The 25,216-nt window shown below is 38.1% G+C and carries 26 protein-coding genes; 17 read left to right on the top strand and 9 right to left on the bottom strand.

The window, feature by feature from the left end:
- Position 1: 1 nt before the first annotated feature.
- Entirely contained in the window at positions 2 to 484 is a 483-nt protein-coding gene (gene purE, locus SJY37_RS08125; RefSeq protein ID WP_298326973.1) for a 5-(carboxyamino)imidazole ribonucleotide mutase, read from the top strand.
- Between the two features lie 252 nt (positions 485 to 736).
- Entirely contained in the window at positions 737 to 2,764 is a 2,028-nt protein-coding gene (locus SJY37_RS08120; protein WP_298326824.1) for a M3 family metallopeptidase, read from the top strand.
- A gap of 34 nt (positions 2,765 to 2,798) precedes the next feature.
- Here the strand turns inward: SJY37_RS08120 and SJY37_RS08115 are convergent, their stop codons facing one another.
- Positions 2,799 to 4,025 carry a glycosyltransferase family 4 protein gene (locus SJY37_RS08115; protein WP_298326829.1) on the bottom strand — a complete coding sequence of 409 codons (1,227 nt, stop codon included), beginning with the start codon at positions 4,023 to 4,025 and terminating at the stop codon, positions 2,799 to 2,801.
- A 91-nt stretch (positions 4,026 to 4,116) separates the two neighbouring features.
- Here SJY37_RS08115 and SJY37_RS08110 point away from each other — a divergent pair, with 91 nt between their 5' ends.
- From SJY37_RS08110 to SJY37_RS08075, 8 genes are all read left to right on the top strand, one after another.
- On the top strand, positions 4,117 to 4,620 hold the full coding sequence (locus SJY37_RS08110) for a GbsR/MarR family transcriptional regulator (RefSeq protein ID WP_298326832.1): 504 nt from the start codon (positions 4,117 to 4,119) through the stop codon (positions 4,618 to 4,620).
- Positions 4,621 to 4,706: 86 nt separating this feature from the next.
- Positions 4,707 to 5,069, top strand: coding sequence for a hypothetical protein (locus SJY37_RS08105; protein ID WP_298326835.1), 363 nt, complete (start codon positions 4,707 to 4,709; stop codon positions 5,067 to 5,069).
- On the top strand, positions 5,059 to 5,415 hold the full coding sequence (locus SJY37_RS08100) for a hypothetical protein (RefSeq protein WP_379952965.1): 357 nt from the start codon (positions 5,059 to 5,061) through the stop codon (positions 5,413 to 5,415). The genes SJY37_RS08105 and SJY37_RS08100 overlap by 11 nt, the downstream gene beginning before the upstream one ends.
- A 3-nt stretch (positions 5,416 to 5,418) precedes the next feature.
- Complete coding sequence (locus SJY37_RS08095; RefSeq protein WP_379952964.1) at positions 5,419 to 5,796, top strand: hypothetical protein; 378 nt, start codon at positions 5,419 to 5,421, stop codon at positions 5,794 to 5,796.
- Between the two features lie 12 nt (positions 5,797 to 5,808).
- Positions 5,809 to 6,720 (top strand): TIGR01777 family oxidoreductase, encoded by a 912-nt coding sequence (locus tag SJY37_RS08090; protein ID WP_379952963.1) that lies wholly within the window; start codon positions 5,809 to 5,811, stop codon positions 6,718 to 6,720.
- Positions 6,717 to 7,163, top strand: coding sequence for an SRPBCC family protein (locus SJY37_RS08085; RefSeq protein ID WP_379952962.1), 447 nt, complete (start codon positions 6,717 to 6,719; stop codon positions 7,161 to 7,163). Before SJY37_RS08090 ends, SJY37_RS08085 begins: the two co-directional genes overlap by 4 nt.
- Positions 7,164 to 7,280: 117 nt before the next feature.
- On the top strand, positions 7,281 to 7,832 hold the full coding sequence (locus SJY37_RS08080) for a sigma-70 family RNA polymerase sigma factor (RefSeq protein ID WP_035334470.1): 552 nt from the start codon (positions 7,281 to 7,283) through the stop codon (positions 7,830 to 7,832).
- 27 nt (positions 7,833 to 7,859) lie between these two features.
- A complete protein-coding gene (locus tag SJY37_RS08075) occupies positions 7,860 to 8,111 on the top strand; it encodes a hypothetical protein (protein WP_013750054.1) in 252 nt (83 codons plus the stop codon).
- Here SJY37_RS08075 and SJY37_RS08070 read toward each other — a convergent pair.
- Positions 8,092 to 8,946 (bottom strand): hypothetical protein, encoded by an 855-nt coding sequence (locus SJY37_RS08070; protein ID WP_379952961.1) that lies wholly within the window; start codon positions 8,944 to 8,946, stop codon positions 8,092 to 8,094. The genes SJY37_RS08075 and SJY37_RS08070 overlap by 20 nt on opposite strands.
- A 130-nt stretch (positions 8,947 to 9,076) precedes the next feature.
- Between SJY37_RS08070 and gcvP the strand changes: the two genes are divergently transcribed.
- The 7 genes from gcvP to SJY37_RS08035 all read left to right on the top strand — a co-directional run bounded on the left by gcvP (position 9,077) and on the right by SJY37_RS08035 (position 17,413).
- Positions 9,077 to 11,926, top strand: a complete 2,850-nt coding sequence (gene gcvP / locus SJY37_RS08065) for an aminomethyl-transferring glycine dehydrogenase (RefSeq protein ID WP_298326857.1) — start codon at positions 9,077 to 9,079, stop codon at positions 11,924 to 11,926.
- A gap of 265 nt (positions 11,927 to 12,191) precedes the next feature.
- Positions 12,192 to 13,250, top strand: coding sequence for a 3-oxoacyl-ACP synthase III family protein (locus SJY37_RS08060; RefSeq protein ID WP_298326860.1), 1,059 nt, complete (start codon positions 12,192 to 12,194; stop codon positions 13,248 to 13,250).
- 57 nt (positions 13,251 to 13,307) lie between these two features.
- A complete protein-coding gene (locus SJY37_RS08055) occupies positions 13,308 to 13,835 on the top strand; it encodes a methyltransferase (protein WP_298326863.1) in 528 nt (175 codons plus the stop codon).
- On the top strand, positions 13,835 to 14,686 hold the full coding sequence (locus tag SJY37_RS08050; RefSeq protein ID WP_298326866.1) for a glycosyltransferase family A protein: 852 nt from the start codon (positions 13,835 to 13,837) through the stop codon (positions 14,684 to 14,686). The genes SJY37_RS08055 and SJY37_RS08050 overlap by 1 nt, the downstream gene beginning before the upstream one ends.
- A 65-nt stretch (positions 14,687 to 14,751) precedes the next feature.
- Positions 14,752 to 15,846 carry an alkaline phosphatase gene (locus tag SJY37_RS08045; protein WP_298326869.1) on the top strand — a complete coding sequence of 365 codons (1,095 nt, stop codon included), beginning with the start codon at positions 14,752 to 14,754 and terminating at the stop codon, positions 15,844 to 15,846.
- A gap of 70 nt (positions 15,847 to 15,916) precedes the next feature.
- Positions 15,917 to 16,654: an ABC transporter permease gene (locus SJY37_RS08040; protein ID WP_298326873.1), complete on the top strand. Its 738-nt coding sequence runs from the start codon at positions 15,917 to 15,919 to the stop codon at positions 16,652 to 16,654.
- Positions 16,655 to 17,413, top strand: a complete 759-nt coding sequence (locus SJY37_RS08035) for an ABC transporter ATP-binding protein (protein WP_298326876.1) — start codon at positions 16,655 to 16,657, stop codon at positions 17,411 to 17,413. It abuts the gene before it with no gap.
- 101 nt (positions 17,414 to 17,514) lie between these two features.
- Here the strand turns inward: SJY37_RS08035 and SJY37_RS08030 are convergent, their stop codons facing one another.
- The 7 genes from SJY37_RS08030 to pdhA all read right to left on the bottom strand — a co-directional run bounded on the left by SJY37_RS08030 (position 17,515) and on the right by pdhA (position 25,157).
- A complete protein-coding gene (locus SJY37_RS08030; RefSeq protein WP_298326878.1) occupies positions 17,515 to 19,005 on the bottom strand; it encodes a DUF389 domain-containing protein in 1,491 nt (496 codons plus the stop codon).
- Positions 19,005 to 20,090: a mannose-1-phosphate guanylyltransferase gene (locus tag SJY37_RS08025; protein ID WP_144783105.1), complete on the bottom strand. Its 1,086-nt coding sequence runs from the start codon at positions 20,088 to 20,090 to the stop codon at positions 19,005 to 19,007. Before SJY37_RS08025 ends, SJY37_RS08030 begins: the two co-directional genes overlap by 1 nt.
- A gap of 5 nt (positions 20,091 to 20,095) precedes the next feature.
- Positions 20,096 to 20,692 carry a SprT-like domain-containing protein gene (locus SJY37_RS08020; RefSeq protein ID WP_298326882.1) on the bottom strand — a complete coding sequence of 199 codons (597 nt, stop codon included), beginning with the start codon at positions 20,690 to 20,692 and terminating at the stop codon, positions 20,096 to 20,098.
- A gap of 35 nt (positions 20,693 to 20,727) precedes the next feature.
- The gene (locus SJY37_RS08015; protein WP_298326885.1) at positions 20,728 to 21,408 is read right to left on the bottom strand and encodes an SDR family oxidoreductase; all 681 of its coding nucleotides are present in this window, start codon (positions 21,406 to 21,408) and stop codon (positions 20,728 to 20,730) included.
- Complete coding sequence (locus SJY37_RS08010) at positions 21,408 to 22,403, bottom strand: M28 family peptidase (RefSeq protein WP_298326888.1); 996 nt, start codon at positions 22,401 to 22,403, stop codon at positions 21,408 to 21,410. Before SJY37_RS08010 ends, SJY37_RS08015 begins: the two co-directional genes overlap by 1 nt.
- Before the next feature lie 63 nt (positions 22,404 to 22,466).
- Positions 22,467 to 24,155, bottom strand: coding sequence for a pyruvate dehydrogenase complex dihydrolipoamide acetyltransferase (locus tag SJY37_RS08005; RefSeq protein ID WP_298326890.1), 1,689 nt, complete (start codon positions 24,153 to 24,155; stop codon positions 22,467 to 22,469).
- Positions 24,156 to 24,158: 3 nt separating this feature from the next.
- Entirely contained in the window at positions 24,159 to 25,157 is a 999-nt protein-coding gene (pdhA, locus tag SJY37_RS08000) for a pyruvate dehydrogenase (acetyl-transferring) E1 component subunit alpha (RefSeq protein ID WP_298326893.1), read from the bottom strand.
- Positions 25,158 to 25,216: the final 59 nt, after the last annotated feature.

The following is a 25,216-nucleotide window of genomic DNA, read 5'->3' as shown; positions in this document are numbered from 1 at the left end:
TATTATGAAAGTAGGAATCATAATGGGAAGCACTAGCGACCTGCCAGTAATGCAAGAAGCTATAGACTTCTTAAAAGAAATGAATATTGATACAGAAGTAGATATTGTGAGCGCACACCGCACACCAGAGAAGCTTTTTGATTATGGTAAAAATGCCCATACTCGCGGTATTAATGTGATTATAGCTGGGGCTGGAGGTGCTGCACACTTACCTGGAATGGTAGCTTCATTATCACCACTACCAGTAATAGGTGTTCCTGTAAAATCTCGTAACTCTATAGATGGATGGGATTCTGTCCTTTCCATATTACAAATGCCAGGAGGTGTACCTGTTGCAACTGTGGCGCTAGATGGAGCAAAAAATGCAGGTATTCTTGCTGCTCAGATTCTAGGGGCTAGAGATGGCGCAGTACAAGATAAAATAATAGCTTATAAGGAAGGGCTTAAGCAGAAGGTTATAGAAGGTGCAAAAAGCATTAAATAGAAAAGACCACCTAAAAGGTGGTCTCTAACAATGCAGTATACTGGGAAATGATAACGTATTTATTAACCATTCTAAATATTAACCAAACCTTTTCTACACATTGATGGGGGAAATATCGTTTTAAACTAAAGTGAAAGTACTCTAGTTTTTTTCTACGTAAACAAACTTAAAAAATTCATTCTATTTATCGACAACATGACTGCTTTTTTCGACAAAGTACATGTTTTCAAAAAATTACAAAATAAAAAGTCCATGTCGCTTACAAACAATCCGCTATTACAAGCTTTTAATGAAGCTCCTTTTTCTACAATTAAAGACGAGCATTTTAAGCCAGCCTTTGAAGAAGCAATACGTTTAAGTCGTAAAGAAATAGACGATATCGCTACTAGCGACGAGCCTGCTACTTTTACAAATACCATCGCAGCCTTAGACTACGCAGGACAGCAACTAGATCGTATTTCGAGCGTCTTTTTTAACTTAAATAGCGCCGAAACCTCAGAAGCTATTCAGAAAATAGCACAAGAAGTTTCTCCACTGCTCACAGCTTTTAGTAATGACGTTACTCTTAACGGGCAGTTATTTGCTAGAATTCAAGATATATACGCTCAAAAAGACAGTTTAGACCTTACCGTAGAAGAAAAAACACTTCTCGATAAAAAATACAAGAGTTTCTCTCGCAACGGAGCCAACCTACCAAAGGATAAAAAATCCCGCTTACGCGAAATTGATACTGCGCTAGCACAATTAAAACTGAGTTTTGGCGAAAACATTTTAGCCGAAACAAACAGCTACGAGCTACATATCACCGATGAAAAAGATCTAGCAGGAATACCTGATAGTGCAAAAGAAGCATTTGCTGCCGAAGCTACTTCTAGAGAAAAAGATGGATGGGTAGTAACACTTGATTACCCTAGCTACATTCCGTTTATGAAGTATGCAGATAATCGTGAGCTACGTAAGGAGCTATCACTTGCATTTGGGAGTAGAGCATTTAAAAACAACGAGCACGATAATCAAAAGAACACGCTGGAGATTGCAAATCTACGTCATGAGCGCGCACAGTTACTTGGGTATGCTACACACGCACATTTTGTGCTAGAAGAACGCATGGCAAAAACGCCAGAAAAAGTAACAAGCTTTTTAAACGAATTGCTAGAAAAAGCAAAACCTGCTGCCCAGAAAGAATTTAAACAACTAGAAAAATTTGCAAAAGAACTTGATAACATTGATCGCTTAGAAAAGTGGGATGGTTCGTATTATTCTGAGAAGCTTAAGAAAAAACTCTTTAGCCTAGATGACGAGCAACTCAAACCTTATTTCAAGTTAGAAAATGTAATTGACGGAGTTTTTGAAATTGCGACAAGACTGTTTGGACTGCAGTTTGAACAAGTATATGACGTGGACGTTTATCACAAAGAGGTGAAAACCTATCGTGTGACAGATGCAGATGGAAACTACGTATCTTTATTTTATGCAGATTTCCACCCACGTAAAGGAAAACGTGGTGGTGCATGGATGACTTCTTTTAAAGGACAGAAAATTGAGAATGGTGTAAATGATCGCCCGCATATATCTAATGTATGTAACTTCACTCCTTCTACACCTAGCAAGCCATCTTTACTCACATTTAACGAAGTGACTACGCTCTTTCACGAGTTTGGACACGGGCTACACGGTATGCTTGCAAATACTACTTACCCTAGCCTCTCAGGAACTTCTGTATACTGGGATTTTGTTGAGTTACCAAGTCAAGTACTAGAGAACTGGTGTTATGAGAAAGAAGCTTTAGAGCTTTTTGCTACGCACTATGAGACCGGTGAAGTAATCCCAATGGATTTAGTTCAAAAAATAAAAGATGCCGCTACCTTCCAAGAAGGAATGGGAACCCTGCGCCAATTAAGCTTTGGCTTATTAGACATGTCATGGCATGGTCAAGATCCGAGTGACATTAAGGATGTAAAAGTATTTGAAACAAAAGCTTTTGGAGATACTTCTTTATATCCTGACACTCCAGAGACGTGTATGAGTACAGCATTTGCACACATCTTTCAAGGTGGATATTCTTCGGGATATTACAGCTACAAATGGGCAGAAGTACTAGATGCAGATGCGTTTGAATACTTTAAAGAGGAAGGTATTTTTAATAAAGAAGTAGCTGCGAAGTTTAAGGATCACGTACTCTCAAAAGGAGGAACAGAGGACCCTATGACATTGTATAAACGTTTCCGTGGGCAAGAACCTAAACCAGAAGCATTATTACGACGTGCAGGACTTATTTAAGGTCAAACATTAATCAGATTACAAAAGGAGCTCATTATATGGGCTCCTTTTTATTTTTCTCCTCAATCCATTTAGACATAAATTTTGTACTACGCATCGAGTGATGCAATAACATTTGCCCTGTAAAATTATTGAGTCGGCTGGCTTTTAGATTAGCCTTAATGGCATTGGTTCTCGCTATGAAATCTTCTTCAAAATCTTCTTTTTGAAAATTTTTATTAATGATTTCTTTTCCTTGATCCTGAGCTTTTTTCCATAAGACCTCGTTATTGTATAAGGTAATCGCCTCTCTTGCAAAAGTAACATCATCATCTGTGACTGCTCCACTCCACGGCAAGCCGTGTTGCATTCCCTCTGCCCCTATTGTTGTGGTCACAGATGGCGTCCCACACTGCATTGCATCAATAAACTTTCCTTTCAAACCTGCCCCAAAACGTAGCGGAGCAAGTAATACACGTGCATTTAATATCACTTCATGCGCATCTTCTGCTCTTCCTTTTACAATAAATCCATCCTTCTTATTGTGTAGTTGCATCACTTTCTCAGATGGATAAGCACCGTAAATATGCAACTCTGCTGTGGGAATTTCTTTTTTAATAAGTGGCCAAATATTCTTTTTAAGCGCTAGCGTAGCATCCCAGTTAGGGAGATGTATAAAATTACCTATCGCAATAAAATGTTGCCGCTCATTAAAAGGTTTACAATCGGCTGGTGCTTTTGGCAATAAAAAAGGTACGTAATGTAAAAGTGAGCTAGGTACTTTAAAAAAGTCTTGCAACAATGCAATCTCTATCTGAGAGATCATTAATGTAAGGTCACATCTATATATGGAGGCAATTTCCCTTTTGGCTACATCAGAGATAAGATCTTGTTCGCTGAAATCTCTATCCTCTTTTACTGCCTGCTGCCGTGCTTTTCTCAGACAGTGCAAATCTTCGGTGTCTAGTATTTTTATAGCTTCTGGACATTGTTCTGCGATGCGCCATCCAAATTGCTCTTCGGCCATAAATCGGTCAAAAAGGACGATGTTGGGTTGGTACGCTTTCGCGAAAGCGTTAAAAGATTCATCATTTACATGTATCTCTTGTGTTGTGATGCCTAGCGTTTCTAGATCAAAAGCATTTTCTGAAACTCCCGCCGTGCTGGCATAAGTAATCTTCCAGCCCTTTGCTAGCATTATATCTAATAACTGCAACATCCTGCTCCCCGCTGCTGAAGATGTAGGCTCAACCCATACTGTAGAGATCACTAATACGTTCATAAAATCAAAAATACAGATAAGAATATTGCTTTGATTAAAAATAATCTTTCATTTATTATTGAAACTACAATAACATCCGTATATTTGGCTCATGGAATTTAGTCAAGCAAAAAATAAGTTTATACAAACCTGGGGAGCCCTAGGATCTCAATGGGGAATTAATAAAACCATGGCGCAAATCCATGCGTTATTAATGGTGTCACCAGAAGCACTTAGCATGGAAGATATCATGAGTGAGCTTCATATCTCACGTGGTAATGCAAGTATGAATTTACGATCATTAATAGACTGGGGTATTATTTTTAAAGAATACAAAGCCGGCGAGCGAAGAGAATACTTTGTAGCCGAAGGCAATATAGACGAGCTTGCAAGGAAGATTGCAAAGGAGCGCAGCAAGCGAGAAATCAAACCTACATTACGTGTCTTAGAAGAAGTGACTAACCTAGAAAACACAGACACCAATGAAGCCGCTCACTTTAAAGCAAAAACAGCCGAGCTCTATGAATTTGTCTCCAGAGCCGATAGTATGCTTGAAAAAATCACAGATTACAAAGAGAACTGGATTACTAAGACCATATTAAAGTTGATGAAGTAATACTTCTCAAACTCAACATAACAAGCACTGAAATATGTGCTTTTTATTGAATTAAATGTTTCATTATTTTCTGAAAGTATAATATTATGAGAACTATCTACAAAATCAACAAAGTCATTGTAATCATTAATTTGATTCTCTTTATCGTACCATATTTTGGATTGATATTTATGATGGCTACAGGCGCTACTCAGATCATTCTTTATTTAATACACATATGCTATTGGAAAAAGATACCTACCCTATTTAAAAAACATCTTATTCTTTATGGGTTACTAGTTATGGCTACATTGTCTTTTCTATACTTTGGTGAAGAGTTTGTTTATGCAAAAGACTTCGTTTTTGTAGTCAGTTTAATTTCAGCTGGACTCCTTGCATTTTACTCTCTTTATATCTCAAGAGCACTTAGTCTCAATGATGAATTAAAATCTACTCGTCATGAACTATAACATCATCGCATACAGTATTTATGGACTTCTAATGAGTGTAGTTATCATAAGAGTAGGTACAATCTGCTATCGCAATGGCAATGTGTTTGTGGCAAGCTTGATGCCAGACAATCTCGAATTATGTACATATATCAATAAAGTATTGCTAGTAGGTTATTACCTCGTAAATCTTGGATACTCCGTGTATATGATTTCTACTTGGACTGCAATCACCACTCCTCATGATATTATATCAAACATTGCTTCTCATGCTGGACAAATAATTATGCTTCTTGCAGCGCTTCATTATATAAACATCGCAGGCTTACAATTACTTTTTAATAAACAATCACTATCTAAATTTTAAATTATGGAAACTTCAAAAATTATCATCGGCTATTTTATTTACTTACCTGTTATTCTATTGTTGACATTTTTTGTCTCGCGCACGCTTTTTAAGAATGGAAAAACATTTATGCTTGACATTTTTAAAGGAAAAGAAGAGATTGCAAATGCTACAAACAAGCTTTTTGAAGTAGGATTCTACCTCCTTAATCTTGGGTTTGGGTTACTTATCTTAAAGATTAGTGATTATCGCTTTGATGAAACTTACCAGAGTCTCATTGAAATTTTAAGTAGTAAAATAGGTGGTTTTTCAATCTACTTAGGAGCTATGCTATTCCTTAACTTATTGCTATTTTTCAGAGGTCGTAGAAAATCTAGAGCTATTCAACCTCAACAAGCTTAACATTACATCATCATGAGAAAATTAATCATATCAGGTGGGAGCGGCTTTTTAGGGTCGCTCTTAACTGATTATTTTGGGGATAGCTTTGGTGAGATTGTTTTGCTTTCGCGAAAGCAAAAACCACAACATGACAACGTGAGAACGGTTCTTTGGGATGCAAAAACATTCTCTGGCTGGGAGCTAGAATTTGAAGATGCAGATGTAGTTATTAATATGGCTGGGCGCTCTGTAGACTGTCGCTATACGAATAAAAATAAATACCTCATCATGAACTCACGTGTAGATACTACCACCATTATAGGTAAGGCAATTGCACAATGCAAAAATCCTCCATCTGTATGGCTCAATTCATCTACAGCAACTATATATCGTCACTCGCTAGATAGGAAAAGGACCGAAAGCAATGGAGAAATAGGTACTGGGTTTTCGGTAAGTGTGGCAAAAGCATGGGAAGATGCATTCTTCTCAAGCATGACGCCTCAAACGCGTAAGATTGCGTTGCGCACATCTATTGTGCTTGGCAAAAATGGCGGAGCCTTGCAACCCATAAAAAAAATCACCCAACTAGGACTAGGAGGAAAACAAGGTGCTGGGAAGCAGAAATTTAGCTGGATTCATGAAGAAGACTTTTTACGAAGTCTTGACTTTCTAATCAATCATTCCCATATAAAAGGACCAATTAATATAGTGGCACCTAAGCCCACCACAAATGCACATCTTATGTCATTGATGCGTGATACTCTTAAAATACCTTTTGGCATCCCTTCTCCTAAACCAGTGCTGGAAGTGGGCGCCTTTGTTATAAGAACAGAAACCGAATTATTACTTAAAAGCCGAAATGTAATCCCAGAACGATTACTAGAAGAGGGTTTTACATTTAAGCACGACCAACTAGACAAGGCTTTAAAAGATTTATTAATATGACCACTATACGCCTCACAACTAAAATAAATGCCTCTACAAAGAATGTCTTTGATAGATCACGTGATATTGATTTTCACAAAAAATCTGCGTCACAAACGCAAGAAAAGGTAATAGATGGCATAACATCTGGACTTATAAATAAAGGGGAAACTGTTACTTGGCGAGGTAAACACTTAGGATTATGGCTTACTCATCAGAGTCTCATCACTGAGCTTAAGTCGCCCAGTTATTTTGTGGACGAAATGATTACAGGCAATTTCAAGAACTTTAAACATGAACATTACTTTAAAGAAGTAGGTAAAACTACAGTAATGACAGATGTACTTTCATATAAAGTTCCCTTTGGTTTCATAGGAGAAATTTTTGACTACTTATTCATAAAAAGACACCTTACTCGCTTTTTGAAAGTACGTAATCATTCTATAAAAAATAGTTTTATCTAAATAGATAAGTGGCAATTACCGCTATTCACAAATGAAGTATCTGGTCTTGATTGCTCTAAAAATCAATATGCTAATCAGTTTTATGTTATTTTTGAAAAAATATACGACAGATTACTTATGTCCACTAACCAAATAGACCCCACAAAATGGGTAGACCAGTACTCGGACTACCTATTTAATTACACCATCGCCCGCGTGAATGATCGCGACATGGCAAGAGACTTAATTTCTGAGACTTTTCTCGCAGGTCTTAAGTCAATGAAAAACTTTAAAGGAGAAGCTACAGAACGCACGTGGCTCATTTCCATTTTAAAGCGTAAAATCATTGATCACTACCGCAAGACAAACTCTAAGAAAGGAAAGGCAGAAGTACATATTAACTATAAAGATGACGAGAGCGAGGGCGACTGGCTAGAAGAGCGCGTTGCAGATCCCTTTGATAAAACTGCAGAGGATAGCATAGAAAATGAGGAACTAGGCGAGGCTATTTTTAATTGCTTAGGTAAATTACCAGAAAAGCAAGCTCGCATTTTTAAGATGAAAACAATAGACGACTTTGATACTGAAGCAATTTGTAATGAATTTGATATTACTCCGTCTAACTTTTGGGTAATTATCCACAGAGCCCGTACAGCTATGGCAAGCTGTATGGAGAAAAATTGGCTATAAGTATCTAGAATAATTAAAAGTAAAAAAATGAAATTAAAAACTGAATGTCAAGAGGCTAACCACATCTGCGACAAGAACCAGTATAACGAGGCTTCATTAATAGATAAAATAAAATTAAGTTTTCACCTTATCTATTGTAGAGCTTGTAGAAAATATTCTTCTCGTAATGGAAAGCTTAGTAAAGCAATAAAAAATCCATCGGTAGAAACAGTTTCTATGTCTGATAAAGAACTCATGAAGCAACGCCTTCAAGAGCAACTTAATCAAGTAAATAATTAAATAACAACGCTAGACTTAACCAAAGTAGCGGGATTCCCTCTACCCAAAAGGATGTAAAATAACTCTTAGCTGAAGTACGCTTTCGCGAAAGCGTTATACAAACCACAACCACTGCTACAATTATTAAGTGTGTAGTTAACATCGGCATAGATAGGTCGTCCTTTAAGAAGTCTAGAATTAAAAATAAGAAAAGCCAAATCACACCAATGATTTTGGCTTTTTTTATGCCTACTACTTGAGGAAGCGTACGTAAAGAGGCGAGGTCATAACTCGTATCTCTTATCTCAAATGGAATCATGAGAGCGATTACAAAAAGAAAATGCTGTGTAAATAACACCCAAACATCCCAGTACATGGAGAGGCCATGCTCTAAAACTGGTAATAACACCGTCACTCCTGCCCATACAAGACCTATGATGTAAATTTTTACACCAGAGATGCTTCTTAAATTTCCTTTATTATTATCTGCGCTTGTTGCTGGAAGAAAAAATGGAACTGCATACAGTAGCGTGATTAACCCCAAAATACCACAAGCCACCCACACTTCTAGTGGGAGCCAAAATGCCGTTACAATCATCCCAATTCCGCAAAAAACAGAAAAAACTTGTATTGATTTTAATGATTTTGCTAGGCTTCGATGGTGTAAACCAGCTATTTCGGCATATTTAACAAAATTATAGCCAGTCACTGTGCTAAAAAATAAAAATGCGAGCAACTCGTAATTAACGTTTATGTCTAAAGACAAGCAAGTCACCCACCCTAATGCAACCACGGCTAAGCTCACGTGGATACTACTGTTTATATAAAAGTCAAAAACACGTTTAAACAACTGCATTAGACAAAAATACTACAACTGTTAATAAGGTTGCATTTCCGTTGAAAACATTAGCTCGCTATGAGGCAAATAAGTCGTAAAAATCGATTTCGTTGCCTTATTTTTGTGACACCTAAAAATATTCAATACGATGAATACAGATTCGTTTGCATTACGCCATATAGGCCCGCGTAGAAGTGATCTTCCTGAGATGCTTAAAACCGTAGGCGCTGAAACTATCGAGCAACTCATATTTGAGACTATTCCTGATAACATTAGACTTGAGAACAACCTTACGCTAGACCCTGCGCTAAGCGAGCATGAGTTTGCTGCACATATCACAGCACTGTCTAATAAAAACAAAATTTTTAGATCTTTTATAGGTCTAGGATACAACCAAGCGATTACACCAGCGGTAATACAGCGTAATATTCTAGAAAATCCGGGATGGTACACGGCTTACACTCCTTACCAAGCAGAGATTGCTCAAGGACGTCTAGAAGCATTGCTTAACTACCAGACCATGATCACAGATCTTACGGGTATGGAGCTTGCAAATGCATCTTTACTTGACGAGTCTACCGCAGCTGCAGAAGCAATGGCATTGCTATTTTCTGTACGTAGCCGTGATCAGAAAAAGGCAGAGGTAAACAAATTCTTTGTATCTGAAGAAATCTTACCTCAAACGCTTTCTTTATTACAAACCCGTGCAACGCCAATAGGTGTTGAACTAGTAATAGGGAATCATGAGGAATTTGATTTTTCTAAAGAGTTCTTTGGAGCCATCTTACAATATCCAGGTGTATCTGGAAAAGTATTTGACTATGCAGGTTTTGTAGCAAATGCAAATGCAGCAGATATTAAAGTAGCTGTAGCAGCAGATATACTGAGCCTTGTAAAACTGCGCGCTCCAGGAGAATTTGGAGTAGACGTGGTAGTAGGTACTACACAACGCTTTGGTATTCCACTAGGATACGGAGGTCCTCACGCAGCATACTTTGCTACTAAGGAAGAATATAAAAGAAGCATCCCAGGGCGTATCATTGGAGTAACAAAAGATACTGATGGTAAGCGTGCCCTGCGTATGGCGCTTCAAACGCGTGAGCAACACATCAAACGTGATAAGGCAACTTCAAACATCTGTACTGCTCAGGTATTACTTGCTGTTATGGCGGGAATGTACGGTGTATATCACGGCCCAGAGGGATTAAAAAATATAGCAAATAAGGTTCACAACACTGCAGCTACTGTTGCAGATGCACTTGAACAACTAGGGTTGTATCAAACTAACGAGAGTTATTTTGACACTATACAAATAAAAGCAGATGCTGCCAAAGTTGCTGCCGTAGCACAAGAAATGGAAATCAACTTCCATTACCCAGACGCAGAGACTGTAGCCATCTCTATACATGAAGCTACCACCTTACAAGATGTAAATGATATAGTTTCCGCTTTCGCGAAAGCGTACTCAAAAGAAACTATCGTTATATCTGAAATTGCCGAAGGAAACGCGATTCCTGCAAGTGTAGCTCGTGAGACTTCATTCTTACAACTTCCAGTATTTAATAGCTATCATTCTGAAACAGAATTGATGCGTTACATCAAAAAACTAGAGCGTAAAGATTTATCATTAAATCACTCAATGATATCTCTAGGTTCTTGCACAATGAAGCTTAATGCAGCGTCTGAGATGTTACCACTTTCTGATCCGCAATGGGGGAATATGCACCCATTTGCACCATTAGATCAGGCAGAAGGATACCAGACTATGCTTAAAAAACTAGAAGATCAACTTACGGAGATTACAGGTTTTGCAGGTACATCATTACAACCTAACTCTGGCGCTCAAGGAGAGTATGCCGGACTGATGGTAATACGTGCATACCACGAATCTCGTGGAGATAGCCACAGAAACATCTGCCTTATCCCATCATCTGCACACGGAACCAATCCTGCAAGTGCGGTAATGGCCGGTATGAAAGTAGTAGTTACAAAAGCACTTGAAAACGGAAACATCGATGTAGATGATTTACGTGAAAAAGCAGAGAAGCACAAAGACAACCTTGCTGCACTTATGATCACATACCCATCTACGCATGGAGTATATGAAAGTGCTGTAAAAGAAATCACATCACTTATACATGAGCACGGTGGTCAAGTATATATGGATGGTGCAAACATGAACGCACAAGTTGCCCTTACAAACCCAGGAGCAATTGGCGCAGATGTATGTCACTTAAACCTACACAAAACGTTTGCTATTCCTCACGGAGGAGGTGGCCCAGGAGTAGGACCTATATGTGTTGCAAAACAACTAGTCCCTTTCTTACCTACTAACCCAGTAATTACTACAGGTGGTGAGCAAGCCATTACTGCAATAAGCGCAGCTCCATGGGGATCTGCACTTGCATGTCTTATATCTTACGCATACATCACTATGCTAGGTGAGCCAGGATTACGTCACTCTACTGAGTATGCTATTCTTAATGCAAACTACATCAAAGAGCGTCTTGACGGCGCTTACCAATGTTTATATGTAGGAGAACGCGGTCGTGCTGCACACGAGATGATTATAGATTGTCGTCCATTTAAGGCTCATGGTATCGAAGTAACAGATATCGCAAAGCGTCTTATGGATTATGGTTTCCACGCTCCTACGGTTTCTTTCCCAGTAGCAGGAACTATGATGATAGAACCTACAGAAAGTGAAAGCAAAGAAGAACTAGATCGTTTTTGTGAAGCTATGCTTTCTATTAGAAAGGAAATTGACACGGCAAGTTCTGATGAGCCTAACCACATTATGAAAAATGCACCGCATACACTAGCAATGGTCACTGCAGACACTTGGGAGTTCTCATACTCTAGAGAGAAAGCAGCTTACCCGTTAAGCTATGTTGCAGAAAATAAATTCTGGCCTACTGTGCGTCGTGTAGATGACGCTTATGGTGATCGTAATTTAATATGTACTTGTGCTCCTATTGAGGAATACATGGAAGCATAAATGCACAATAATTGAAACATCTATTATTTTGATAAAAACATCGTCAAAATTGAGATGATCTCATAAGTAAAGGTCAAAATCTAGCATTTTGACCTTTGCTATTTTATACATACATCAAGATTAATTTAATAACGGTAAAGTTCTCGCTGATAAGTAGCTAAAAACAGCTAATTATTATGGATTTCACAAAATAAATAGGAACAGTTATGACATCGGGCAATCCCATTCTGTTTCATTAACTTTACCTCCTTACAAAATACCCTATATGGCAATTAAGATAACAGGTTTAGGCAGCTACATTCCAGAAGTCGTAACAAAAAATGACAACTTTCAAAAACATCAATTTTTGAATATGGATGGCTCTGCCATTAAATCTGAAAATGGTATCATTATAGAAAAGTTCAAAGCCATCACTGGTATTTCAGAACGACGCTATGCACCTGCTGGTATGCAATCCTCAGATATGGGAACGCAAGCAGCCCTAAAAGCTATTAAAGACTCAGGAGTAGACCCTGAAACACTAGACTACATTATCTGTGCTCACAATTATGGTGATGTGCAAAAAGGATCAAACTTTAGCGATATTGTACCTAGTCTTGCATCACGTATTAAACACAACTTACGTATCCAAAACCCTAAGTGCGTTGCTTATGATATTCTCTTTGGATGTCCAGGGTGGATTGAAGGTGTCATTCAAGCGCAAGCATATATCAAGGCAGGAATGGCAAAAAAATGTCTTGTAATTGGTACTGAAATGCTTTCTCGCGTGGTAGATGATCACGATAGAGATAGCATGATTTACAGTGATGGTGCCGGAGCATCGATTATTGAGCAAGATGATAGCAACACTGGAATCTTATCTTTTGAGACAGCTACATTCACCTATGATGAAGCTTATTTCCTATTTAACGGATCTTCTTATAACACCGAAGCAGAACAGCAAACTAAGTACATAAAAATGTACGGTCGTAAGATTTATAATTTTGCGCTCACACAAGTACCTCAAGCCATGAAAACATGCCTTGAAAATAGTGGCTGTACAATAGCAGACGTTAAGAAAATATTTATCCATCAAGCAAACGAGAAGATGGATGAGGCAATTGTAAGTCGTTTTTACAAACTTCACGACTTAGAAATGCCTGAGCATATTATGCCTATGAGCATCAACACACTAGGTAACAGCTCTGTTGCTACGGTTCCTACAGTATTTGACTTAGTACGTCAAGGAGCTCTAGAAAATCACGAGATCAATAAAGGTGATGTTGTTATTTTTGCGAGTGTAGGTGCTGGTATGAATATCAATGCTATGGTATATCGCTATTAATTAAACGAGCAAATAAGCTCCTTTTTGAGTGTTACTAACTGTAAATCTTTATTAAACGTGTACGAAAACACTTTTCCAAACAAACGGTATAAGCACACCATCAATTTTCTCAAGGAAGTAATTCCTGATACAAATGAGCATATTCTTGATCTTGGTGTACGTAACCCGTTTGTAGATTTTATGGAACTTGAAGGATACACTGTACAAAATACATCGGGAGAAGATCTGGATATAGATACAAGCGCTGTGCAACAAACAGATGCAACAGTGATTACTGCATTTGAGATTTTTGAACACCTAATCGCCCCTTTTAATGTACTGCAAGATATAAAGGCAGATAAAATTGTAGCGAGCATCCCATTAAAACTATGGTTCTCCCCTGCCTATCGTTCTAAGACCGATATGTGGGACAGACATTACCATGAATTTGAAGATTGGCAATTTGACTGGCTTTTTGAAAAAGCTGGTTGGGAAATTAAGAGACGTGAGAAGTTTACAAATCCCGTTAAGAAATTAGGAATTAGACCACTACTAAGAATGGTTACTCCCCGCTATTACTTGATTTATGCCGAACGCAAATCATAATGAATTTCTACATCGTCATACCTTGTCACAATGAGGCCGAGTTTATAAAACAAACACTAGACTCCTTAGTTGCACAAACATTGCTTCCTAAAAAGGTAGTTGTGATCAATGACCAAAGTACAGATGATAGTGAGCAGATAATTTACGCTTTCGCGAAAGCGCACTCTTTCATAGAACTTCTCAATACAACCAGCAGCGATATACATCTACCTGGCAGTAAAGTAATACAAGCCGTTCAAAAAGGTATAAACACGCTTGATGAAGACTATGATATCTTTTGCAAATTTGATGCAGATCTTATTTTTCCGGTGAATTACCTAGAGACTATTGCTGATGAATTTGAAAAAAATCCTCGCATCGGAATGGCTGGAGGTTTTTGTTATGTTGAAAAAGATGGAAATTGGGTTCTTGAAAACCTAACTAACAAAGACCACATACGCGGCGCACTTAAAGCGTATAGAAAAGAATGTTTTAAAGAAATAGGTGGTCTAAAACCAGCAATGGGATGGGACACCATCGATGAGCTTCTTGCAAAATATTATAACTGGCAGGTTATCACAAACGACACCCTGCATGTAAAACACCTAAAACCAACAGGCAATACCTACAACAAAGCAGCACAATTCAAACAAGGAGAAGCATTCTATGGAATGAGATACGGCTTTTGGCTTACTTTGATAGCATCAATCAAGTTAGCAAATCGCAAAGGAAACTTGCTTTTAACTAAGGATTATTTGCGCGGATATTTTCGCGCAAAGCGATCTAATAAAGATCACCTTGTAAGTACACAAGAAGGCACATTTATAAGAAACTTACGATGGAAAGGAATAAGATCTAAGCTTGGTGTCTAATTCTTAACCTAATCTTTAAAATTGTCACTGAGACATTAATTACTTTTGCTTAAATCTTTACTACAATGAATATACAGTCTATATCAAAATATCTATCGCTATGTGTAATAGGTATGACCATATCTTGTGCATCTGTAAGCAGTACAGCACAAAATAAAAAACCTAAGAACATTATACTTATGATAGCAGATGGTACTGGTTTGAGCCAGATTTCTGCTAGTCAATATTATAATACGCAGCCGTCTAATTATGATCGTTTTAAAACGATAGGACTCATTAAAACTTCTTCGGCAAGTGATTTGATTACAGACTCGGCTAGTGGAGCTACGGCTTTTTCTACAGGTTTCAAAACATATAATGGAGCTATTGGAGTTAATACAGACACCATCGCTGCACCAACTATTCTTGAAGATCTAGAAAAAAGAGGTTTTGCTACAGGTGTTATAGCAACTTCAACCATCACTCATGCAACTCCTGCAAGTTTTTATGCTCATCAAAAGTTTAGAAAGATGGAGTTAGAAATTGCCGAAGATATCATCAACTCTGGCGTTGACTTTTTTGCTGGTGGAGGACGTAAATATTTTGAAAATAGAGAAGACGGAAATAATCTCGTAGCAACACTTGAATCTAAGGGCTATGAAATGTACTTAGACAGACTCGATCCTATGCTTTCATTAAAAAAAGATAAGAACTATGGTTTCTTACTAGCAGACAGTGGGATGCCTAAATTTTTAGATGGTCGTGGTTCTTTCTTGTATGACGCTACTAAACTTGGCATCAAGAAACTTTCTCAAAATAAGAAAGGTTTTTTCTTAATGGTAGAAGGTTCTCAAGTAGACTGGGGCGGGCATAATAATGATAGTGAGTACTTAATAAGCGAACTAATTGACTTTGATACAGTGATAGGTCAAGTGCTTGATTATGCCGAGAAAGATGGAAACACACTCGTTATTGTAACTGCAGATCATGAGACGGGTGGATTTACACTTGCATCAAAAGCGGGAGATTATAACACGATAGAACCATCATTTTCTACAGGTGGACACAGTGCTACTATGGTACCAGTTTTTGCTTACGGACCTGGCGCTTCTGAGTTCATGGGAATCTATGAGAATACTGCTATTCATGCCAAAATGAAGAAATTACTAAAACAGCAGTAGTCATAAACCTATCTTAAATACTATTTTAACAATCGTATTAATACCTACATTAGCCACTTAAACATCGTCAATGTCGTACCTACACTCTATAGGTGAATATTTCTTAATGATAAAAAATACCTTTGTAAAACCTACAAAGGGCAAGGTACTTCGTGATCTTATTTTTAAAGAAATTGATGATCTAATCATTGGGTCATTAGGTATTGTTGCATTTATATCCTTCTTTGTAGGTGCTGTTGTTGCTATACAAACGGCACTCAACTTAAACAACCCGCTATTGCCAAAATCGTTAATAGGGTTTGCTGCAAGACAGTCTATTATACTTGAATTTGCTCCTACATTTGTATCTGTTATTATGGCTGGTAAGGTAGGATCATTTATAACTTCAAGCATAGGTACCATGCGTGTTACAGAGCAAATAGATGCACTAGAAGTTATGGGAATCAACTCTCTTAATTACTTAGTATTTCCTAAAATTGTTGCGATGTTAATCTATCCATTCCTTATTGCAATAGGGATGTTTTTAGGAATTATAGGTGCTTATACAGCCGCAGTATATGGAGGGTTTGCTCCTAGTAATGACTTTTTATCTGGACTTCAACAAGACTTTATACCTTTCCAACTGTTCTATGCGTTTTTCAAGACGTTCTTATTTGCTTTTTTACTAGCAACTATCCCAGCTTATCATGGGTATTTTATGCGAGGTGGAGCTCTCGAAGTAGGAAAAGCGAGTACAACTTCGTTCGTATGGACAAGTGTGGCGATTATACTAGTGAATTTTATAACCACCCAATTATTACTAAGCTAGATGATTGAAGTAAAAGAAATACGAAAGTCATTTGGTGACAACGAAGTTTTAAAAGGATTCTCAACCAAGTTTGAATCTGGTAAGACTAATCTTATTATAGGTACTTCTGGATCTGGTAAAACGGTATTCTTAAAAACGATGTTAGGCCTATTTAAGCCCGACAGCGGACAAATAATCTACGATGGCAATCCATACTCAGAACTTGATGATGAGCATCAACGTGATCTTAGAGAGCAGATAGGGATGGTTTTTCAAGGCAGCGCCTTGTTTGATTCTATGACTGTAGAAGAAAACATCGCTTTCCCGCTCAAGATGTTTACAAAGATGAAAAAGAAGGAACGCATAGAACGAGCAAATGTGGTCATCAACCGCGTTAATCTAGAGAATGCAAACCATAAGTTACCTTCAGAAATATCTGGAGGAATGCAAAAGCGTGTAGCTATCGCTAGATCTATTGTAAACAATCCAAAATATTTATTTTGTGATGAGCCTAACTCTGGACTAGATCCAAATACTGCTACCGTAATTGACAATCTTATTAGAGAGATTACCATAGAACAGGATATTACAACCATCATTAATACACATGATATGAACTCTGTGATGGAAATAGGGGATCATATTGTATACCTTCAGAAAGGCCACCTAGCCTGGGAAGGAACGAAAGATGAAATCTTTAAAACAGACAATAGAGACGTTACAAATTTTGTGTACTCCTCAAACCTATTTAAAATGGTAAGAGAAGCACAAAACTCTTAATTGTTACGCTTTCGCGAAAGCGCCATTATAAAGAATTATAGCGCTTTAATATTATACCTAGGTATTTAAGAAACTGTCCTATACACTAAAGAACAGTAATTTTATTTCTTTCTCCAAACATTACCATTTACGACTACGGTATCAAGACTAAAACGCTCTTTTATCCATTGCCCTAGTTTTTGCTGCTGTTTATTTCTTACGCTTTGAGACAAGCTATCTGCCCATTCTACTCGAACTACCGTTAAGGTATCAATACCTCCAGAAAAGTCTGTAGTAATCTCTGTAGCATAACCAAATCGTTTAAGCCCATCATAATTAATCTTTGCCTCATTGCGCATAGACGCAAATGGTAAAGCTGTACCTCGAAGCTGGGTCACCTCATTCTCCAGAAGACGAATTTGCTCATCCTTAGAAGTCATTGCTTCTTGATTTTTTACATATAGATCTTCAAGAATACCAGAGCGTACCTCTGTACTTAATCTTGCTGCGAGTTCGCCACTTTGATCTGCACCTTGATGTACGACTAAGGTACAATTCTCACAATCTTCGGTCTTTTTAAACTCATCCTCCCATTGGGTAATGAGATTTTGCGGCACTAGCTTTCCTATCAGGTAAATATCTATACGTCTCTTCTCTGCATCATCGGTTTCTTTTACAATCTCTGCTCCCTCGTACTTGATTGTATTGGTAACAAAAGCTTTTGCTCTGGTTATAAAGATTTGCTGATTAAGTAATCTTAAAAATGTCCATACACTAGGCACTAAAACTAATACAGCAATAAGAGTTGCCATACGCGTAGTACGCTTTCGAGTCTTTTGGTTTGCATATTTTACCAGCGGAAACTTGAGAAGTTTTGATACGGTAAATGTAGCAAGTGCTATAAACACAGCATTAATGGAGAAAAGATATAATGCTCCTAACGCCCAATAAAGCCCCTCACTGTTGCCTATAATGGATTGAGAAAGACCATAACCTACAGTACATAGTGGTGGCATTAAGGCGGTAGCAATTGCAACACCAAATATCACACTAGCAATAGTACCTGATTTTGTCTTAGCAACAATAAGCGCAAGACCACCAAAAATTGCAATAAACACATCTAATATAGTAGGCCAAGTACGCGCCATTAATTCTGGCGTTACTTCTTTAACCGGTGATAAACTAAAATATAAGGTGGCCGTAAGCACACTTAGCACTATCATCACTGCAAGGTTTACAAATGATCGCTTCATCATGATAGCGTCATTTATAGCTATAGAAAGCCCTATACCAACTATAGGTCCCATAAGCGGACTTATAAGCATGGCCCCTATTACTACAGCGGTACTACTTACATTGAGTCCAATACTCGCAACAAAAATGGAAAAAATAAGAATCCACGCATTATGACCTTTAAAAGGTATGTCTTTACGAATAGCCTCTACCGTGGTAGATCTATCTGTATCTTCTCTAATATCAAGAAGATCACTTAAAAATTCTTTTATACTTTCCCAGAGACCCTTTGCCTCATCTCTCATATCCTCGTTAGGATCAATATTGAGTTCGCTGGGCTTTGAATCTGGATTTGCCCCTATATTATCTTTGTTTTCCACTATCCTAAGTTATTACCAAATTTAGACTGCACCTCATTGCGTATTTCTTTGATGTCTTGCTCCTTGCTTTTAGGCACAATAACGAGAACATCTTCTTTTTCGACGATTATATAATCTTTAAGTCCGTCTACTACTACCACTTTATTACTAGCAGTTCTAATGATGTTTCCTGAGGTATTTGTTGCGATTATGCGCGCATTTACAACGGCATCTTTTCCAGAAGTCCCTTCCATTTTATCATAAAGAGATCCCCAAGTACCTAGGTCATTCCAGTCAAAAGTTGCCGGAACCACTTTTACGTTTTGATGCTTCTCCATCACTCCAAAATCAATACTTATATTCTCTGCTTTGGGGTACGCTTCATTTATAAAATCTTGCTCTTCTGGCAGATTATACACCGCATTACCCTCATTGAGTAAACTGTACATATCCGGCAAAAAAGACTTAAAACTGTTTACGACCGTTTTTACACTCCATATAAACATACCAGCATTCCAGAGATATTCTCCACTTGCTACAAATTCTTTGGCAGTAGGATAGTCTGGTTTTTCTGTAAAACGTTTTACCGCTTTCGCGAAAGCGTTATCACTTTTATCATAATTTATATAACCGTAACCAGTATTTGGAAAGCTAGGCTGTATACCTAAAGTGACTATAGTTTCTTCTTGTTGAGCTGCATCAAAAGCCTTCTGAAGATCTTCTACAAAGGCATCTTCATCTTCTATCCACGCATCACTAGGAGCTACGACCATCACAGCATCAGGATTTTCTTTTTCCACCTTTAATGCAGAAAGAAGGATACAAGGTGCCGTGTTACGCATTGCAGGCTCAAGAACAATATTTTTTTGTTTGATATTAGGGAGCTGCTCCTTTACGAGATCATTATAATCTGTATTTGTAAGTATGAGAATTTGATCTTCTGGAACAATCTTAGCTAGACGATTGAATGTCTTTTGCAACAAGGTTTCCCCGGTGCCAAGCATATCATGAAACTGTTTTGGAAAAGCCTGAGTACTCACGGGCCAAAATCTAGAGCCTACACCTCCAGCCATTAACAATGCGTAATAATTCTTAGTATTTTCCATAATTTCTAATCTATGATGTCTACCTCTGCGTTAGGCTGAAATAGATATGTTCTACCTGTACTTACCTCTATGCATTCATAACGTTTTACACGTTTTTTACCCTTTTTAAATATCTTCCCATTATAAATCTGGAATGTAGATCCCATGGGTAATTCAAATATATAATTTTTATCACTAGGTGGGTCATAGTTCTTTAGCGCTACAGAAAGATGAGCATCTGTATCACTACTCGCTTTAGGATTTTTAAAATGCCTTGCTAGATAAGGTAATAAATCTGCTGGAAAGATTTCTGGCCTTATAAAGGGTAACATCAAGAATTGAAACGTATGTTTCCATTCTTTACCATGAGGTTTTATCGCTCTCCCATACTTTTTAAAAGCAACTAAGTGCGCTATTTCATGCACTAAAGTGACTAAAAACCTGTATTGATTGAGACTTACGTTTACGGTGATTTGGTGCTGTCCATCTGCCAGTATTCTATAATCTCCGTGCCTTGTTACCCGCTCATTTACAATCTTGAGATAAACAGCATGTTCCTTTATTAATGCAAAAACTGGAGCAGCCGCTCTTTCTGGGATATATTTCTTGAGGACTTCTACCACGTCAACTATAAATCGTTTTTAAAATTACTTGCTACTTACGGCGTACTAGCAGAAACTTGCAACACTTTACCGTTGTAAAATTGATTTCCTGTTAACGCAAAATTAGATAGATAATCTGCCATTTGTATTGCCGTCAACGGCGCTTGGTATCCAGGGAATGCTTCTTCTAGCATTTCTGTTTGTACAGCTCCTAAAGCAAGTACATTAAATGCTACTCCCTGTTCTTTATATTCTTCTGCTAGTAATTCACTCCATGTGATTACCGCCCCCTTACTTGAGCTATAAGCTGCAAGACCTGGAAACTTCATACTTCCTTGTATTCCGCCCATACTAGAGACCGTTACTACATGTGCACCAGAGGTCATGTATGGAAGTACCGTTCGCGTTAACTCGGCAACGCCAAAGACGTTTACTTTGTACACCATTTCAAAATCTGCAACGGTAGTCTCAGCAAACGGCTTATTAAGTAAAGCACCCGCATTATTTATGAGCACATCGACTCCTTCCCAATCACTTTCTATAAAATCTACTACTTTTTGAAAGTGTGAAGCATCTGTTATATCAAATGGAAATGCAGTAAGATTCTGTAAATTTAAATCTGCACAAGGAGTATGCTTTCGCGAAAGCGCAAGTACTTGATGCCCTTCTTTTGCAAACTTCTTTGCAAGCTCAAAACCTATCCCTCTACTCGTGCCTGTAATTATGATTCTTTTCATTAGTTCATTTTAATCTCTTTGTTAGGGCTATTTGCCATTCCAGTGATTCCTGGGATTAGCTTTTTGATAAGTCCTTCCATAAAATCAATATCCATTTTATCTGCCTCATCACCTACGCCATGGTAGTGATCATAGTTTGTAAAGTCAAAAGAGGAAATGGTATGCGCAGGAATATTAAAATCTAAGAAGAAAGGGTAGTTATCACTACGTTTGAAAAGATTAAATTCTTTTGCTTTAGGAAGAAATCCAATAACCTTCTCACCAGCATATTCATTAAACTTTTCTGCAAAGTTAGATTTCTCATATCCTGAAGCATATAACGAGTGATCTTTACCTACCATAGGCACTCCTACCATCTCAATACTTATCATCGTATAAAGGTCAATACCAGCAGCCTTAAGTCTACTAGACAAATCTTTTGACCCTAAAAGTCCTTTTTCCTCGGCAGAGTATAGTGTAAATATAATAGTACGTTTATTAGTCTTTGCTTTAGTAAAATAATCTGTAAGTGCAAGTACTGTAGTTGTTCCAGCAGCATTGTCATTTGCTCCATTTGCGATGGTATCATCACCATCAGCTTTTGCGGTACCAATATGATCATAATGTGCGCCTATGATAATAACCTCATCTTTGAGCTTAGGATCATTTCCCTCAATCACACCTACAATGTTAAATGCCTCCACACCATTAACATCAAATGGGTCACGGTAATTTTTAAAATATGGCTTGATTCCAGCATCTTTAAAGCGAGCTTCTATAAACTGAGCAGCCATCTCAATTCCTCTACTTCCCGTATCACGACCTTGAAGCTCATCTGAAGCTAGAAACTCCATCGTACTCTTTACAGACTTCATTTCTTTGATGTCTGGCATCACCATCGTTACTTGGCTTGCTGGTGCAGTACTCACATTTTCACCCTTAACACCTACTAAAGGAGCGGGTGACCCACAGCCCACTAAGACAAGGGCTCCTACTAATACTAAGATATTTTTCATAAAGCTAAAGATAAAAAAAACCCACGCAGTTGCGTGGGTTTATCATTCTATATTTATTATTGACTACGCCAGCATTAACACTGGGTTTTCAATATACGTTTTAAGTGTTTGTAAAAACTGTGCTCCAGTTGCACCATCTACTGTGCGGTGATCGCAAGCAAGCGTAAGCTTCATAGTGTGTCCTACAGCAAGCTTTCCATCTTTTACCACAGGCTTCTCTACAATAGCACCTACAGATAGGATAGCAGAGTTAGGCTGATTAATAATAGATGTAAAATCTGTAATTCCAAACATTCCTAAATTTGAAATCGTAAAGGTAGAACCTTCCATTTCTGGGATAGTAAGCTTTTTATCACGAGCCTTTCCAGCTAGTACTTTTACCTCAGCATTAATTTGCTGTAATGACTTTTCGTTTGCAAATTCTACTACAGGAACAACAAGACCATCAGGTACTGCTACTGCCACACCAATATGCACATGGTGATTAAGACGCATTTTATCATCAAACCACTGAGAGTTTACTTGAGGATGCTGCTTTAATGCGATAGACGTTGCCTTAATGATCATATCATTAAAAGAAACTTTTGTGTCAGGCAATACATTAAACTGCTTACGGAAGCTCATCATGTTCTCCATATTGAACTCAACGTTCAAGTAGTAATGAGGCGCTGTAAACTTAGATTTACCAAGTCCGCGAGCGATTGCTTTACGCATTTGAGAGTTATCAATATCCTCAAAGCTTTCTTCTCCTGTTGCAACAAATTGCTGTACTCCAGCTCCCGAAGATTGGCTAGCGCTAGGTGTGAAGTTTTCTACATCACTCTTTACGATACGTCCATTTTCTCCAGATCCTTTTACTTGAGAAAGATTGATTCCTTTCTCGTCTGCAATTTTCTTTGCTAGTGGAGACACAAATATGCGTCCTCCATTAGTATTTGCCGCAGGCTTTGAAGATCCAGAAGCAGAGTTTGTATTATTCTCTTTCTTAGGCGCTGCCTTTGGAGCATCTGCCTTTTTATCAGCTTTTGGAGCTTCTTTCTTTTCTTCCTTCTTTGGAGCTTCTTTTTTAGTAGCTCCGCCGTTTTTTACCACACCAGAAACATCTGTTCCTTCTGGGCCTATGATTGCTAGAAGTTCGTCAACATTTGCTGTCTCACCTTCATTAATACCTATATGTAATAATGTACCAGACTGGAATGATTCAAACTCCATAGTCGCCTTATCGGTTTCTATTTCAGCAAGGATATCTCCTTCTTCCACTTTATCTCCTATGGTTTTTAACCAAGTAGCAACTGTTCCCTCCTCCATCGTATCAGACAGACGTGGCATAGTTACTACGACAACTCCTTCAGGAATATCTGATCCAGCATCGGCAGATTCTTCTTCATCAGAAGATTCGTCATTGGCTTTATCTTGAGCTGCAGTCTCTTGTTTCTCATCAGAAGATGATGCTTGGTCTTCTCCACTTTTCGCGGAAGCGTCACCCCCATTTAATAATCCAGAAATATCTTCTCCTTCTTCACCAATGATAGCTAAAAGAACATCAACTTTTGCAGTTTGACCTTCTTCAATCCCGATGTGCAATAGCACACCTTCGTTAAAAGATTCAAACTCCATGGTTGCCTTATCTGTTTCGATCTCAGCAAGGATATCTCCTTCTTCTACTTTGTCACCTACTTTTTTAAGCCAAGTAGCGACTGTTCCTTCTTCCATCGTGTCGCTTAGACGCGGCATGTTTATTACTTCTGCCATAACTTAAAGTCTATGAGGTATAAATGGATATTCTTCTTGATCGTACACTACATCGTACATCACGTTTACATCTGGGAACGGACTTTCTTCGGCAAATTTTTCACATTCTGCAACACGCGCTTTCACTCGCTTGTCCATTACCTTGATCTCTTCTTCGGTTGCGTATCCCTTTTCAAGAATAGTCTCTTTAACCTGAGTAATAGGATCTATTTTTTGATACTCTGCTACTTCGTCTTTAGTACGATAGTGCTGAGCGTCAGACATAGAGTGACCTCTATATCTATATGTTTTAAGTTCTAAAAATGTAGGGCCATCACCACGACGAGCACGCTCTATTGCCTCGTCCATAGCTTCGGCTACAGCAACTGGATTCATAGCATCTACAGGGCCACAAGGCATTTCATATCCTAATCCTAGTTTCCAGATATCTTCATGGTTTGCAGTACGAGCCACAGATGTTCCCATCGCATACCCGTTATTCTCTACACAAAATACTACTGGAAGTTTCCAGAGCATTGCCATGTTAAACGTTTCATGCAAAGATCCTTGACGAGCTGCACCATCTCCAAAATAACAAAGTGTTACCGCTCCAGTTTTATTGTACTTATCTCCAAAAGCCATTCCAGCTCCTAAAGGTATCTGACCTCCTACAATCCCGTGACCTCCATAAAATCCTTTTTCACGAGAAAAAATATGCATAGAACCTCCTAGACCTTGTGAAGTACCAGTTGCTTTTCCAAAAAGCTCTGCCATCACACGTTTTGGGTCTACACCCATACCAATAGGCTGCACGTGGTTACGGTATGCCGTAATCATTTTATCCTTAGATAAATCCATTGCATGCAATGAACCTGCAAGGATCGCTTCTTGACCGTTGTATAGGTGAAGAAATCCGCGGACTTTCTGCTGTATATATACTTGAGCTAGCTTATCTTCAAACTTGCGCCAGAAGAGCATTTCCTCGTACCAATTAAGGTATGTTTCTTTGGTTATCTTTTTCATTTAAAAGCGTATAAATGCCGCACATTTTTGAGCGAATAACAAAAATAACCAATTAAGAA

The sequence above is a fragment of the Dokdonia sp. R78006 genome (assembly GCF_042466145.1).
Lineage (GTDB): Bacteria > Bacteroidota > Bacteroidia > Flavobacteriales > Flavobacteriaceae > Dokdonia.
The sequence above is the reverse complement of the archived record's forward strand: the minus strand, read 5'-3'. Positions and strand labels throughout refer to the sequence as shown.

Bases quoted from the DNA above. Each gene is read 5' to 3' on its own strand.
- pdhA (WP_298326893.1), bottom strand. From the start codon at position 25,157: ATGAAAAAGATAACCAAAGAAACATACCTTAATTGGTACGAGGAAATG.
- SJY37_RS08005 (WP_298326890.1), bottom strand. From the start codon at position 24,155: ATGGCAGAAGTAATAAACATGCCGCGTCTAAGCGACACGATGGAAGAA.
- SJY37_RS08105 (WP_298326835.1), top strand. From the start codon at position 4,707: ATGAGAACTATCTACAAAATCAACAAAGTCATTGTAATCATTAATTTG.
- SJY37_RS08085 (WP_379952962.1), top strand. From the start codon at position 6,717: ATGACCACTATACGCCTCACAACTAAAATAAATGCCTCTACAAAGAAT.
- SJY37_RS08110 (WP_298326832.1), top strand. From the start codon at position 4,117: ATGGAATTTAGTCAAGCAAAAAATAAGTTTATACAAACCTGGGGAGCC.
- SJY37_RS08115 (WP_298326829.1), bottom strand. From the start codon at position 4,025: ATGAACGTATTAGTGATCTCTACAGTATGGGTTGAGCCTACATCTTCA.
- SJY37_RS08090 (WP_379952963.1), top strand. From the start codon at position 5,809: ATGAGAAAATTAATCATATCAGGTGGGAGCGGCTTTTTAGGGTCGCTC.
- SJY37_RS08080 (WP_035334470.1), top strand. From the start codon at position 7,281: ATGTCCACTAACCAAATAGACCCCACAAAATGGGTAGACCAGTACTCG.
- SJY37_RS08025 (WP_144783105.1), bottom strand. From the start codon at position 20,090: ATGGAAAATACTAAGAATTATTACGCATTGTTAATGGCTGGAGGTGTA.
- SJY37_RS08045 (WP_298326869.1), top strand. From the start codon at position 14,752: ATGAATATACAGTCTATATCAAAATATCTATCGCTATGTGTAATAGGT.
- SJY37_RS08040 (WP_298326873.1), top strand. From the start codon at position 15,917: ATGTCGTACCTACACTCTATAGGTGAATATTTCTTAATGATAAAAAAT.
- SJY37_RS08095 (WP_379952964.1), top strand. From the start codon at position 5,419: ATGGAAACTTCAAAAATTATCATCGGCTATTTTATTTACTTACCTGTT.
- SJY37_RS08010 (WP_298326888.1), bottom strand. From the start codon at position 22,403: ATGAAAAATATCTTAGTATTAGTAGGAGCCCTTGTCTTAGTGGGCTGT.
- SJY37_RS08015 (WP_298326885.1), bottom strand. From the start codon at position 21,408: ATGAAAAGAATCATAATTACAGGCACGAGTAGAGGGATAGGTTTTGAG.
- SJY37_RS08120 (WP_298326824.1), top strand. From the start codon at position 737: ATGTCGCTTACAAACAATCCGCTATTACAAGCTTTTAATGAAGCTCCT.
- SJY37_RS08060 (WP_298326860.1), top strand. From the start codon at position 12,192: ATGGCAATTAAGATAACAGGTTTAGGCAGCTACATTCCAGAAGTCGTA.
- SJY37_RS08035 (WP_298326876.1), top strand. From the start codon at position 16,655: ATGATTGAAGTAAAAGAAATACGAAAGTCATTTGGTGACAACGAAGTT.
- SJY37_RS08070 (WP_379952961.1), bottom strand. From the start codon at position 8,946: ATGCAGTTGTTTAAACGTGTTTTTGACTTTTATATAAACAGTAGTATC.
- SJY37_RS08075 (WP_013750054.1), top strand. From the start codon at position 7,860: ATGAAATTAAAAACTGAATGTCAAGAGGCTAACCACATCTGCGACAAG.
- SJY37_RS08050 (WP_298326866.1), top strand. From the start codon at position 13,835: ATGAATTTCTACATCGTCATACCTTGTCACAATGAGGCCGAGTTTATA.
- SJY37_RS08100 (WP_379952965.1), top strand. From the start codon at position 5,059: ATGAACTATAACATCATCGCATACAGTATTTATGGACTTCTAATGAGT.
- gcvP (WP_298326857.1), top strand. From the start codon at position 9,077: ATGAATACAGATTCGTTTGCATTACGCCATATAGGCCCGCGTAGAAGT.